The organism is Geobacillus thermocatenulatus (assembly GCF_002217655.1).
GTDB lineage: Bacteria > Bacillota > Bacilli > Bacillales > Anoxybacillaceae > Geobacillus > Geobacillus thermocatenulatus.
The window spans coordinates 1189493-1202337 of sequence record NZ_NEWK01000002.1 but is presented as its reverse complement, the minus strand read 5'-3'; the positions used below and the strand labels follow the sequence as shown (position 1 = coordinate 1202337).

The window sequence follows — 12845 nt, the reverse complement described above, 5'->3', positions numbered from 1 at the left end:
TACCGCTAAGATTCCGTCATGATGACAGGAGGGGGATTATGAGAAAAGCGTTATCTTTCTTTCTCATGGCTGTTTTGTTGATTGGCGTGCTGAGCGCCTGCGGTCCTAAGCGCGATGTCCAGCAGCCGAAAGGAAATGACCAAAAGACGGCAGAACAGGACAAAAAGCCAGAGAAACTCGTCGTGTGGGTGAACGATGATGAAAAACAAAAACAAGCGTTAAAGGATATTTTTCAAAAGTACACAGAAAAAACGGGAATCAAAATCGAAACGGTAGCTGTCAACATGCTCGACCAAACAAAAAAACTGGCGCTCGACGGACCGGCTGGCAAAGGGCCGGACGTGTTCTATCAACCGCATGACCGCATCGGCGACATTGTGTTGCAGGGACTGGCCGACCCAGTCGACCTTGGCGATGCAAAAGGCGAGTACAGCCCGACAGCCATCAACGCGGTCACCTATGACGGGAAGACGTATGGCGTGCCGATGGTCGTCGAAACGTACGGCGTGTTCTACAACAAAAATTTAGTTTCAGAAGCGCCGAAAACGATGGAAGACTTGATGAAGATCGCCAAGGAAAAAACGAATGCGGCCAAAGATCAATACGGCTTTTTGATGGAAGCGGCCAACTTCTATTTTGTTTATCCGTTTTTTGCCGGCTATGGCGGCTATGTGTTTAAAAATGAAAACGGCAAATACGATACAAGCGACATTGGGCTCGTGAATGATGGAGCCGTCAAAGGAGCCGAACTCGTCCAATCGTGGTTTAAAAACGGCTACATTCCGAAAGAAATCACAAGCGATATTATGAACGGACTATTTACGAAAGGAAATGTGGCCGTTGCCATCACCGGACCATGGAACATCGCGTCGTATAAAGAAGCATTGGGCGACAAATTGGCGACCGCGCCGCTGCCGGTTTTGGACAACGGCGAGCATCCGAAATCGTTCGTCGGCGTAAAAACATGGATGCTCTCCGCCTATTCGCAAAACAAAGAATGGGCGATCGACTTCATGAAATTTGTGACGAACGAAGAAAATTCGCTCCATTACTATGAAGTGGCAGGTGAAATGCCGGCGAATGAAAAAGCGTTGACGAATGAGAAAATTACGAACGACCCGCTGATCGCCGGTTTTGCGGAGCAAATCCAATACGGCGAGCCGATGCCGAACGTGCCGGAAATGTCGCAAGTGTGGGAGCCGATGGGCAATGCGTTGCAATTTATCGCAAAAGGCGACAACCCGAAAGCGGTGCTCGGTGAGGCGGTCAAAACGATTCAAGATAAAATCGCCGCCAGCGGCGCTGGAAAATAACGCGTGATGTCGTGGTGGATAGGATCAGCCCTATCCACCATTCTTATCCATATGATAGGGGGGATTGGAATGCCGGAAGCAAACGTCCGCCATCGGCCGGCGGTGGCGATGGCGTTGTCGCTCTTGTTTGCCGGCCTTGGGCAATTGTACAACCGCCGGTATGTCAAAGGCATCTTGTTCATCATCATTGAGGCTTCGTTTTTGCTGACGTTTTACAACTTTTTGAACATCGGGCTGTGGGGGCTCGTCACGCTTGGCGAAATCCCGATGTTGGATCATTCGATTTTTCTCTTGATTCAAGGATTGGTTTCGGTCATCATCATCGTGTTTGCGGCCGCCCTGCATATTGCGAACATCATTGATGCGCGCAACGATGCCCGACGTCGGCAGCGCGGCGAGCCGTTCCCATCGCTGATCGAATCGTGCCGCCATGCGTGGGATCGGGGGTTTCCGTACATCTTTGTGACGCCCGGGCTTGTGATGCTGTTGTTTATCGTGGTGCTGCCGCTGTTGTTTATGGTGTCGCTCGCCTTTACCGACTACAACTTGTACCACTCGCCGCCACGGCATTTGCTGAATTGGGTTGGATTTGAAAACTTCAAAAACTTAGTGTCGATTCCGATTTGGAAAAGCACATTTTTCAGTGTTCTCGCCTGGACGATTGTCTGGACCGTGGTGGCGACGACGGCACAAATCGCCCTTGGTCTGTTTTTGGCGCTCCTTGTCAACGACCCGCGCATCAAGTTCAAGCGGTTCATCCGCACGGTGTTGATTTTGCCGTGGGCCGTGCCCGCGTTTGTCACAATTTTGGTGTTTGCGGCGATGTTTAACGACAAATTCGGCGCCATCAACCGCGAAGTGCTGAGCTTGTTTGGGTTGTCGATCCCATGGATGACCGACCCGTTTTGGACGAAAGTCGCGCTCATTTTGATTCAGACGTGGCTTGGCTTTCCGTTCGTCTTTGCGTTATTTACCGGCGTTTTGCAAAGCATTTCCCGCGACTGGTATGAAGCGGCCGATATCGACGGGGCGACACGCTGGCAAAAGTTCAAATCGATCACGTTGCCGCACGTCCTGTATGCGACCGCACCGCTATTGATTATGCAATACGCCGGCAACTTCAACAACTTTAACATCATCTATTTGTTCAACGACGGGGGACCCGCCGTGCGCGGACAAAACGCCGGTGGAACGGACATCTTGATCTCGTGGGTGTACGATTTGACGTTCACGACGAACAATTACAATATGGCAGCGGCGATTTCGCTCATCATCGGCTTGATCGTCTGCGGGTTTGCCATTTACCAGTTCCGGCGCACCCGTTCCTTTAAAGAGGAGGGGAACATTTGATGAACCGCAAATGGAAATCGCATATTGAAGTAACGCTCATTTACTTGTTTATTGCGTTTATGTTTGTTGTCATCGCCTATCCGCTCCTTTGGACCATCAGCATGTCGCTCAATCCAGGAACAAGCCTGTATTCGGCATCGCTCATCCCCGAGAAGTGGACGTTCGAGCATTACAAATGGCTGTTTACAAGCCCAGAGAGCGACTATTTGCTTTGGTATAAAAACAGCTTGTTTGTCGCGGCGGCCAATGCGGTGTTGTCCGTCTTGTTTACGGCGCTCATCGCCTATGCGTTTTCGCGCTACCAATTCGTCGGGCGGAAAACGGGGCTGTATTTGTTTTTAGTGTTGCAAATGTTTCCGTCGCTCATGGCGATGGTGGCGCTGTATATTTTGCTGAACATGCTCCACCTGCTTGATTCGCTTTGGGGGCTCATTCTCATTTATGTCGGGGGGCAAATCCCGTTTAACGCCTGGCTTGTGAAAGGCTACTTTGATACGATTCCGCGCGAGCTGGATGAGGCGGCGCGCATCGACGGCGCCGGGCATTTCGGCGTCTTTTTCCGCATTATGCTGCCTTTGGCCAAGCCGATTTTGGCCGTTGTCGCGTTGTTCAACTTTATGGCGCCGTTCACCGACTTTTTGCTGCCGTCGATCGTGTTGCGCGACCCGGACAAATTTACATTGGCGGTCGGGCTGTTTAACTTCATCAGCGACCGGTTTGCGAACAACTTCACCCGCTTTGCCGCCGGCTCGATTTTGATCGCCGCGCCGATCGCCGTCGTCTTTTTGTTCTTGCAGCGGTATTTGATTTCTGGCTTAACGGCTGGTGGCACAAAAGGGTAAGAACCGCTATCATAAATAGTGGGCTTACCCGTTTCCGAATGAGCAAATGAATCGGGAAGGGAGGAATGGAAATGGGGAACCGGCTCTTTATGCTGCTCGTCCTTCCGTTCCTTCTTTTTTATGCCTGGCCGGTGCAGGCGGCGGAGAAAGAAGAACGGACGTGGCAAGATGAAGCCATTTATTTCATTATGGTCGACCGGTTTAACAATATGGATCCGACAAACGACCAAGACGTGAATGTGAACGATCCGAAAGGGTATTTCGGCGGCGACTTGAAAGGGGTGACGGCGAAACTCGATTACATCAAGGAGATGGGATTTACGGCCATTTGGCTGACGCCGATTTTCGAAAACATGCCGGGCGGATACCACGGGTATTGGATCAAAGATTTTTATCGCGTCGATCCGCATTTTGGCACGCTTGATGACTTGAAAACTCTTGTGAAAGAGGCGCATAAGCGCGATATGAAAGTCATTTTGGACTTTGTCGCCAACCATGTCGGCTATGACCATCCATGGCTTCGCGATCCGGCGAAAAAAGATTGGTTCCATCCGAAAAAAGAGATTTTCGACTGGAACGACCCAACGCAGCTTGAAAACGGGTGGGTGTATGGGCTGCCGGATTTGGCGCAGGAAAATTCAGAAGTCAAGAAGTATTTAATCGATGCGGCCAAATGGTGGATCAAAGAAACGGATATTGACGGCTATCGGCTCGATACGGTGCGCCACGTGCCGAAATCGTTTTGGCAGGAGTTCGCCAAAGAAGTGAAAACGGTGAAAAAAGACTTTTTCCTGCTCGGCGAAGTGTGGAGCGACGATCCGCGCTATATTGCGGAATACGGCCAATACGGCATCGACGGTTTTGTCGATTACCCGCTGTATGGCGCGGTGAAGCAGTCGCTTGCTAGGCGCGATGCATCGCTGCGCCCGCTGTATGATGTCTGGGAATACAACAAAACGTTTTACGACCGACCGTATTTGCTTGGGACGTTTTTGGACAATCACGATACCGTGCGGTTTACGAAACTTTCGATTGACAACCGCAACAATCCGATTTCGCGCATCAAGCTGGCGATGACGTATTTGTTCACCGCCCCCGGCATCCCGATCATGTATTACGGGACCGAAATTGCCATGAACGGCGGCCAAGATCCGGACAACCGCCGTCTGATGGACTTCCGCGCCGACCCAGAAATCATCGATTACTTGAAAAAGGTCGGCCCGCTCCGCCAACAGCTGCCATCATTGCGGCGCGGCGATTTTACGCTCCTGTATGAAAAAGACGGCATGGCGGTGTGGAAACGGCAATATGAAGATGAAACAACGGTTATCGCCATCAACAACACGGGCGAAACGCAGCACGTTCACCTAACGAACGACCAGTTGCCAAAAAACAAGGAACTGCGCGGCTTTTTATTGGACGATCTCGTCCGCGGCGATGGCGACGGATACGATCTTGTGCTCGACCGCGAAACGGCGGAAGTGTACAAGCTGCGGGAAAAAACTGGGATCAACGTTCCGTTTATCGCCGCCATCGTATCGGTTTACGTATTGTTTCTTTTGTTTTTGTATTTGGTGAAAAAACGGGCGAAGCGGATGCCGGAATAGAGGGAAAGGAGGGACCTTATGACCGTTACGATTAAAGATGTGGCGAAACGAGCGAACGTTGCGCCGTCGACCGTCTCGCGGGTGATCGCCGACAGCCCGCGCATCAGCGAGAAGACGAAGCAGCGGGTGCGCGAGGCGATGAAAGAGCTCGGCTATCATCCGAACTTTATCGCCCGCAGCCTCGCGAGCCAAATGACGCAAGTGATCGGCATCGTCATGCCGAGCTCCGCCGATCAGGCGTTGCAAAACCCGTTTTTCCCGGAAGTCATCCGCGGCATCAGCAAAGCCGCCCATGAAAAACGGTACGCCTTGCAAATGTCGACCGGAGAGAAAGAGAACGACATTTACGAGCGAGTCGTGGAGATGCTGCAAGGGCGGCGCGTCGACGGCGTTATTTTGCTTTATTCCCGTCAAAACGATAAACTGATGAAATACTTGCAAAAACACGACTTTCCATTTGTCGTCATCGGCAAGCCGCACCAAAAAGTGGAACAAGTGACCCATGTCGACAACGACAACGTCCAGGCGGGAAAAGATGCGGCGAACTGGTTGATCGCCCGCGGCCATGAACGGATCGCCTTTGTCGGCGGCAACCCGCAATATTTGGTGACCGTAGACCGCCAAACCGGCTACGCCGCGGCCTTGCAGGAGGCTGGGCTTCCATATCGGTCGGAATACGTCGTCCATGCAGAATTTTTGCAGGAAGGCGGCCAAGAGGCGATGAAGGAGCTTCTTTCGTTGCCTGAGCCGCCGACCGGGCTTGTCGTCGCCGATGATCTCATGGCGCTCGGCATCTTGAAAACGCTTGATGAAATGGGGCTTGGCGTCCCGGAAGATGTTTCGATCGTCAGCTTCAACAACACGCTGCTCGCCGAAATGTCGCGTCCGCCGCTCACGTCGGTTGACATCGGCATTTTTCAGCTCGGCTACGAAGCGGCGAAAAGTTTAATCGAGAAAATCACCAACCAAAATGAACCGATCAAGCGCATCATCATCCCGCATCGTCTCGTTGAGCGGGGGTCGTGTGCCCCGCATTAGGCAGAAAGAAGCAGAGGGAAGAGACGTCCGTCGTATTGACGGGCGTTTTTTCGTTTTGGGGCATGATCATGTTTTCGTTTTGGTCACCATGCAAAAGCAGTGTGGACAGCGTATGTTCAGGTTTGGAAGGAAGAAACGAAAAAATTAAGGGAAAATTAAGCAACCCTTTGGATAATCGGAGTGTCGATGCCTATTACCAAGAAAGGGGAATGCGAAGTGAAAAAATGGATCATCGTGTTGGTTGCGATTGTGGCTGCAGCCGGCGCCGGCGGTGCATGGTACTTCACACAGGCGAAAAGTGAGCCGGCCATGGCCCAGACGGCAACCGCTTCAGTGCAAAAAGGGACATTGGAAGTGAAAGTAAATGGATCGGGAACGGTTGAGTCCGTAACAAGCACGGACATTCAAGCTGACGGCAGCAAAGAAGTGGAGGAAGTGCTCGTTTCCGAAGGGGAGACTGTGACGAAAGGGGAAGACCTCATTACATTTACTGATGGCAGCGATCCGATTGAAGCGCCAGCTGCCGGCACGATCACCTCGCTCGACGTGGAAGAAGGAGACCGCGTCAATGACGGACAAGTCGTCGCCCATCTCACCAATTACAGCGATTTGCAAGTAAAAGTGCAAGTGGATGAGCTCGATATTCCAAAAGTGAAGGTCGGACAAACCGCTGCGATCAAAATCAACGCTTTTCCTGAGGCGACCTACACTGGAAAGGTAACCTCCATCGCCAAAGAAGGGACGGTTTCGAACGGCGTGTCGACATTCGATGTGACCGTGCACATCGATAAACCGACGAATGTAAAAATCGGCATGACAGCGGAAGTGAGCATTTTAGTTCAAAAGAAAGACAATGCGTTGTATGTCCCGATCGAAGCGGTTCACACGATGAATCATGAAAAGTTCGTGCTTGTCGTCCAACAGTCGGCGGACGGGAGCAGCACGGCTGTGCGCCAAACGGTGAAAACGGGCATCAGCAATGAAGATAACATTGAAATTACCGATGGATTGAGCGAAGGGCAAATCGTGCAGCTGCCGAACGTTTCAAATTCCTCTAACACGAATCAGTCAGGGCGGCAAGAGAGAATGATGGGTGGGATGCCAGGCATGGGCGGCATGCCGGGAGGCGGAATGAACCGTCGGACAGGCGGCCAGCCATGAGAGGAAGGAGGAGATCGTATGTTGATGATTGATATTCAAGAGATGACGAAAACGTACCGTTTAGGCGGAGAAACGGTGCACGCGCTGCGCGGGATTTCCTTGCAAGTCAAACGAGGGGATTTTGTTGCGATTGTCGGCCCCTCTGGTTCGGGCAAGTCGACGCTGATGAATATGATCGGCTGCCTTGACCGCCCGGATTCCGGCAGCTACCGGCTCGACGGGAAGGAAGTCAGAACGATGAAAGATGATGAGCTCGCCGTCATTCGCAATCAAAAAATTGGATTTGTATTTCAAAATTTCAACCTTCTGTCCAAACTGACGGCGTTGGAAAATGTCGAGCTTCCCCTCATTTATCGGGGGATGAAAGTGAAAGAAAGGCGAACCATTGCTTATGAATGCCTTGAAAAAGTGGGGCTGCAGGAGCGCGTCCACCATTTGCCGAACCAACTGTCAGGCGGCCAGCAGCAGCGCGTCGCCATTGCCCGCGCTCTTGTCGGCCATCCGCCGATTTTGCTTGCTGACGAGCCGACCGGAGCGCTTGACAGCAAAACGAGCAAAGAGATTATGCACATCATGAAGCAGCTCAATGAGCAAGGGCATACGATCGTGCTCATCACTCATGATTGGGAAGTCGCGAGAGAAGCGAAGCGGATCGTCCGCATTCAAGATGGCGAGTTGTTGGAAGAAAGAGGTGAGTTCGTTGGGGATTCTTCCATCCATTAAAATGGCGTGGCGCAGCATTCGCGGCAACAAGCTGCGCTCCTTTTTGACGATGTTGGGCATGATCATCGGCGTATCGTCCGTCATCGTGCTCGTCTCCATCGGCCGTGGTTCAAGCGAGCAAGTGACAAGCCAAATCAATCAGCTCGGAACGAATTTGTTGACGGTCAACGTCATGAACAGCGATGAAGTGAAGCTGACGGTTGAAGACGCGAACAAGTTTCGTGAACTTTCCGGCGTAAAGGACATCGCTCCTATCGTGTCTGGGAGAGTGAGTGTCAAACAAGGGGCTGCTTTAGCACAAGTGTCGTTAATTGGCACGACTGCTTCGTATGAAGCGGTGCGCGATGTCAACGTGAGCAGCGGCCGATTTTTATCAGACATCGATGTCGAGTACAGGCAAAAAATCGTCGTGCTCGGCGCGACGACAGCGCAAACATTGTTTGGATTCGGCGATCCAGTTGGCCAGTACGTGCAAATCGACGGGACATCGTTTAAAGTTGTCGGCGTTTTGGCGTCTAAAGGTGGTTCTCTCGGACAAAGCGGGGACGATGTCATCTTGATGCCGCTGTCGACCGCCCAGCGTCTGACAAAGACGATGAACATCCAAACCGTGTATATCCAAGCAGACAAGGCTTCAGACGTCAACTTGGTGATGGTGGGAGCAAAACGGCTTCTTGCCCATTTGTTCCCAAACAATGAAGACAGCTACAGCGTCTTTAATCAGCAGGACTTGATGGAAACGGTCAGTTCCGTAGCCGATACGATGACGCTGATGCTTGGCGGCATCGCCGGCATCTCGTTGCTTGTCGGCGGCATCGGGATTATGAACATCATGCTCGTCTCGGTGTCCGAGCGGACGAAAGAAATTGGCATCCGCAAAGCAATCGGCGCCAAACGCCGCCACATTTTGCTTCAATTTCTTGTTGAGGCGGTGGTGCTCAGCTCATGCGGTGGAGCCATTGGCGTCGTTCTTGGATTTGGTGTTGGCCAAGTGCTGAAGTCGGTGATGGGGATGACAATCTCCTATTCCCCTTCCGTGTCATTGCTCGCCTTTTTGTTCTCTTTGTTGGTCGGAGTGGTGTTTGGCGTATTTCCGGCAAACAAAGCGGCCAAGCTTGACCCGATTCAAGCGTTGCGCTACGAATAAAAGAAAGAAAAACAAAGCGTTCGCATCATGCGGCGCTTTGTTTTTCCTTTCCCGATACGGCATGTATGGTGCTTAGCTGTTGCCTTTCACTGCGAAGGGAAGTTCCTTACAGCCATAGGTTAAAAAAGAGGAGGGAAGATAGTTGAAGCTGCTGGTTGTCGAGGATCACCACGACTTGCGGGAGGCCATGATCGAGATGCTGGCGGATGAGTTTGAGGTTGACGGGGCATGTGACGGCGATGAAGGGTTGTTTTTAGCGCAGCAAAACATTTACGACGCCATCATCTTGGACGTTATGCTTCCCGGCATCGATGGTTTTTCCATCGTCCGTCGTCTTCGTGAAGACGGAATCGAAACGCCGGTGTTGTTTCTGACGGCGAGGGACTCGCTTGAAGATCGGGTGAAGGGACTTGATTTTGGCGGAGACGATTACTTGGTGAAGCCGTTTCAGTCTCCGGAACTGAAGGCGCGTCTGCGGGCTCTTTTGCGGCGCAGCGGCGCCCTGACGACGAAACAGACGATCCGCTACCGCGGCATCGAATTGTTTGGCAAAGAAAAAGGAGTCGTGGTTGACGGTCAACCGCTGAAATTGACCAGCAAACAGTACGAGCTTTTGGAATATCTCGTTCATAATCAAGGCGTCATTTTAACGAAGGAACAAATTTTTGACCGCATTTGGGGATTTGACTCTGATACGACGATCGCCATTGTCGAAGTGTTCGTTCATCAGCTGCGGAAAAAGCTTGAGCCGTTTGGCTATCATACAGATATTCAAACTGTCCGCGGCATCGGCTACATGTTGGCGCGGGAGCAGGAGTGAAAATGTGCCATGTTTCACAAAACCCTTTGGCGTTTGACATTCGTCAACTCGTTCGTCGTGTTTTTCGTGATTAGCGCGCTTGGCGTTGTGCTGTACGTGTATATGCAGGAGCGTCTGTACCATGCGGCCGATGTTCCGCTTGAACGATTGGCGGAGCGGATTAGGCAGGGCGGGCCATGGCGCAAGGATGATGCGTTGTCAGGAGATCCGCTCTTTCATGATCCACTGTTGCGCGACCCGCGGCTGTTGGTGGTCATCTGGAACGAGAAAGGAGAAATGGTCGGCATGACCCGCGATGCTTCTTTTTTCACCGGGCTGCCGCTCACTCCCCCAGAAAGGCTTGATGAACTGTATGAGGTGAACGTAGGCCATCTCTATTTTCGGACGTTGGCTGTTGAAGTGAATACGGCGTTTGGCCCGATAACGGTGCAAATGCTGCGCAATATGAACTCTGAACGCGAGCTGCTTGACGAATTGATGTTCATGATTGCAGCTGGATGCATACTGAGCGCTCTGTTTGCCATCGCGGCAGGCTATTTTCTGGCTGGCCGGGCGCTCGTTCCCATTCAAGCGGCGTGGAAAAAACAGCAGCAATTTGTCTCCGACGCCTCCCATGAATTGCGCACGCCTCTTTCTGTCATTCAGGCAAAAACGGATGCGCTTTTTCGTTCTCCGAAAGCGACCATTGAAGAGAAAAGCGTCGATATTTCTGTGATCGCCAAAGAATGCCGCCGCCTCTCGCGGCTCGTTTCCCAGCTGCTCACTTTGGCGCGTTCAGACTCGAATCAGCTGGAAATGCAAAAAGAAGCGTTTCGGCTGGATGAATTGGTTCGCGACATTGGCGAACAGTACAGCGAGATTGCTTCGTACCAACAGAAAACGATGAGCGTCGAAGCGCAAATCCCTATTGAGTGGGTGGGCGACCGTGAACGCATCCATCAATTGATCGTCATTTTGCTTGACAATGCCTTGAAATATACGATGGAAGGCGGGCACATTCGCCTTGCATGCCGTCGTTTTGCCTCATCGGTCGTGGTGGAAGTCGAAGATGACGGCATCGGCATCCCAACTGAAGATCTCCCTCGCATTTTCGACCGATTTTATCAAAGCGACAAGGCGCGCTCCCAATCGGATGGAGCCGGTCTTGGATTAGCGATCGCCAAGTGGATTATTGATCAACATCATGGCAAGGTGAAGGTGGAAAGCAAACTTGGCGAAGGAACGCGGTTTCAAGTGACGTTTCCGGCAGCGAGATGGAAATATAAGCGGACGGGGGATTAAAAATTGACGTTTTGTTTATATTTGTATACAATTGTATACGAAAAAGGTTTGAAGGAGGGGAAACATGGAACCGAAGCATCCGCACGATCGCCGTGAAGGATGGGAGTTGTTTCGGCAATTAAACCGCTACATGAATGAACAGTTTGCTCCGCAAGATGAAGTGCTTGCCAGCATCCGACGCTCAATGGAGGAAAACGGCCTTCCGTCGATTTCTGTTTCGCCGGCGACAGGAAAACTGTTGACGATGCTTGTCGCCATCTCCGGCGCCAAAAACGTGTTGGAAATCGGAGCGCTTGGAGGTTACAGCGGTGTTTGTCTTGCGCGCGGGCTTGGGCCGGATGGAATGTTGACGTCGCTTGAGCTTGTGGCGGACTATGCCCGCTTGGCAAAACAGAACCTAGAAAAAGCCGGTTTTGGCGGTCAAGTCGTGTACATGGTCGGACCAGCCTTGGAAAGCCTTGAAGAGCTTGTTGCCCAAGGCTCGCGCTTCGACTTCTTCTTCATTGATGCGGACAAAGAAAACTATGTTCATTATCTCGATTATTGCCTCCGCCTCGCCAATCCGGGCGCGATCATCGCAGCGGACAACACCATGGCAGGAAGCGGCATCGGCACTCCGCGCGCCTTGGGACGGCGAGGGGAAATCATGAGGCAATTCAATGAGACCGTTGCTCGGCATCCAGCGCTTGATGCCCTGTTTCTCCCCATTGGGGACGGTGTGACGGTGGCAAGAGTGAAAGCGGCGAAGGAGGAAAGATGACGGCATGCATGGACATTTTTTTCATGGACATGGACATGGACATCCATTCGAAGGCCATCCCGCATGGAAAGGCGCGCATATGCACAAAGGGCCGCATCGCGGCGCCAAAACGTTCCGTCGCGGGCGAGCGCTCGAATTTTTAGCACGGCTGTACGTCAAAAGGGAGACATTGAAACAACAACTGCAATCGCCGGAGCTTCAATCGATTCATCCCGTGCTGACAGGAGAGTTGAAAGCGATCGAGATGGTGATCAATGAATTCATCCAATCGTTTGATATTCATGACGAAGAGCTGAGCAGTATATGGGGAGTTCAAAACCGCGACGGAGATGCCCCCATCGATGAACAGCGCAACGATGAGGACAGCAGCGAACAATAATCGCATCATCATCAACAGAGAAAGGGAGAGGATTTATGTTCGTTCAAATGCGTAAAATCACAGTGGCCGAAGGATTCGCCGACCAAGTGGCTGAGCAGTTTCGAAAGCCTGGGATCATCGAACAGCAAGAGGGGTTTGTTGATTTAAAAATATTGGTTAAAAAAGCGCGCCGCGGCGATGAGGAAGTCGTCATTTTGATCACATGGGAATCGGAGGAGCATTGGAAAAAATGGGAGAAAAGTGATGCTCATATCGCCGGACATAAACAGAGACGAAACGAAGCGAAGCCGGAGTACATCCTTAATGTCGAAGTCGGACATTATGAGGTGAAGGCGGTGAAACAAGCGGCACAGCCAGCATCGAGCGAAGATTGAAGGAGGGAAATGAAAAAGAGCTCCTCTTTTCGCTGATGGCACTCGCGTTG

13 protein-coding genes are annotated in these 12845 nt (G+C 51.8%); all 13 read left to right on the top strand.

Annotated elements, in window-relative coordinates; translation table 11 throughout:
* Positions 1–38: 38 nt before the first annotated feature.
* The 13 genes from B9L19_RS15010 to B9L19_RS14950 all read left to right on the top strand — a co-directional run bounded on the left by B9L19_RS15010 (position 39) and on the right by B9L19_RS14950 (position 12795).
* Entirely contained in the window at positions 39–1313 is a 1275-nt protein-coding gene (locus B9L19_RS15010) for a sugar ABC transporter substrate-binding protein (RefSeq protein ID WP_047752151.1), read from the top strand.
* Positions 1314–1382: 69 nt separating this feature from the next.
* Positions 1383–2663 carry a sugar ABC transporter permease gene (locus tag B9L19_RS15005; protein ID WP_047752150.1) on the top strand — a complete coding sequence of 427 codons (1281 nt, stop codon included), beginning with the start codon at positions 1383–1385 and terminating at the stop codon, positions 2661–2663.
* Entirely contained in the window at positions 2663–3505 is an 843-nt protein-coding gene (locus B9L19_RS15000) for a sugar ABC transporter permease (RefSeq protein WP_025950985.1), read from the top strand. The genes B9L19_RS15005 and B9L19_RS15000 overlap by 1 nt, the downstream gene beginning before the upstream one ends.
* 71 nt (positions 3506–3576) lie before the next feature.
* Entirely contained in the window at positions 3577–5112 is a 1536-nt protein-coding gene (locus B9L19_RS14995) for an alpha-amylase family glycosyl hydrolase (RefSeq protein ID WP_025950986.1), read from the top strand.
* 18 nt (positions 5113–5130) lie between these two features.
* Positions 5131–6150, top strand: a complete 1020-nt coding sequence (locus B9L19_RS14990; protein ID WP_025950987.1) for a LacI family DNA-binding transcriptional regulator — start codon at positions 5131–5133, stop codon at positions 6148–6150.
* 216 nt (positions 6151–6366) lie between these two features.
* Positions 6367–7311 carry an efflux RND transporter periplasmic adaptor subunit gene (locus B9L19_RS14985; RefSeq protein WP_025950988.1) on the top strand — a complete coding sequence of 315 codons (945 nt, stop codon included), beginning with the start codon at positions 6367–6369 and terminating at the stop codon, positions 7309–7311.
* Between the two features lie 18 nt (positions 7312–7329).
* Positions 7330–8034 carry an ABC transporter ATP-binding protein gene (locus B9L19_RS14980; protein WP_047752149.1) on the top strand — a complete coding sequence of 235 codons (705 nt, stop codon included), beginning with the start codon at positions 7330–7332 and terminating at the stop codon, positions 8032–8034.
* Positions 8012–9181 (top strand): ABC transporter permease, encoded by a 1170-nt coding sequence (locus tag B9L19_RS14975; RefSeq protein WP_241771913.1) that lies wholly within the window; start codon positions 8012–8014, stop codon positions 9179–9181. The genes B9L19_RS14980 and B9L19_RS14975 overlap by 23 nt, the downstream gene beginning before the upstream one ends.
* Before the next feature lie 142 nt (positions 9182–9323).
* Positions 9324–10001, top strand: coding sequence for a response regulator transcription factor (locus tag B9L19_RS14970; RefSeq protein ID WP_089113976.1), 678 nt, complete (start codon positions 9324–9326; stop codon positions 9999–10001).
* A 9-nt stretch (positions 10002–10010) separates the two neighbouring features.
* On the top strand, positions 10011–11282 hold the full coding sequence (locus B9L19_RS14965) for a sensor histidine kinase (RefSeq protein WP_047752146.1): 1272 nt from the start codon (positions 10011–10013) through the stop codon (positions 11280–11282).
* Positions 11283–11346: 64 nt separating this feature from the next.
* Entirely contained in the window at positions 11347–12042 is a 696-nt protein-coding gene (locus B9L19_RS14960) for an O-methyltransferase (protein ID WP_047752145.1), read from the top strand.
* A 4-nt stretch (positions 12043–12046) separates the two neighbouring features.
* Positions 12047–12421: a hypothetical protein gene (locus B9L19_RS14955; protein WP_047752144.1), complete on the top strand. Its 375-nt coding sequence runs from the start codon at positions 12047–12049 to the stop codon at positions 12419–12421.
* 35 nt (positions 12422–12456) lie between these two features.
* Positions 12457–12795 carry an antibiotic biosynthesis monooxygenase gene (locus B9L19_RS14950; RefSeq protein WP_025950994.1) on the top strand — a complete coding sequence of 113 codons (339 nt, stop codon included), beginning with the start codon at positions 12457–12459 and terminating at the stop codon, positions 12793–12795.
* Positions 12796–12845: the final 50 nt, after the last annotated feature.

Bases quoted from the DNA above. Each gene is read 5' to 3' on its own strand.
- B9L19_RS15010 (WP_047752151.1), top strand. From the start codon at position 39: ATGAGAAAAGCGTTATCTTTCTTTCTCATGGCTGTTTTGTTGATTGGC.
- B9L19_RS15005 (WP_047752150.1), top strand. From the start codon at position 1,383: ATGCCGGAAGCAAACGTCCGCCATCGGCCGGCGGTGGCGATGGCGTTG.
- B9L19_RS15000 (WP_025950985.1), top strand. From the start codon at position 2,663: ATGAACCGCAAATGGAAATCGCATATTGAAGTAACGCTCATTTACTTG.
- B9L19_RS14995 (WP_025950986.1), top strand. From the start codon at position 3,577: ATGGGGAACCGGCTCTTTATGCTGCTCGTCCTTCCGTTCCTTCTTTTT.
- B9L19_RS14990 (WP_025950987.1), top strand. From the start codon at position 5,131: ATGACCGTTACGATTAAAGATGTGGCGAAACGAGCGAACGTTGCGCCG.
- B9L19_RS14980 (WP_047752149.1), top strand. From the start codon at position 7,330: ATGTTGATGATTGATATTCAAGAGATGACGAAAACGTACCGTTTAGGC.
- B9L19_RS14965 (WP_047752146.1), top strand. From the start codon at position 10,011: ATGTTTCACAAAACCCTTTGGCGTTTGACATTCGTCAACTCGTTCGTC.
- B9L19_RS14960 (WP_047752145.1), top strand. From the start codon at position 11,347: ATGGAACCGAAGCATCCGCACGATCGCCGTGAAGGATGGGAGTTGTTT.
- B9L19_RS14955 (WP_047752144.1), top strand. From the start codon at position 12,047: ATGCATGGACATTTTTTTCATGGACATGGACATGGACATCCATTCGAA.
- B9L19_RS14950 (WP_025950994.1), top strand. From the start codon at position 12,457: ATGTTCGTTCAAATGCGTAAAATCACAGTGGCCGAAGGATTCGCCGAC.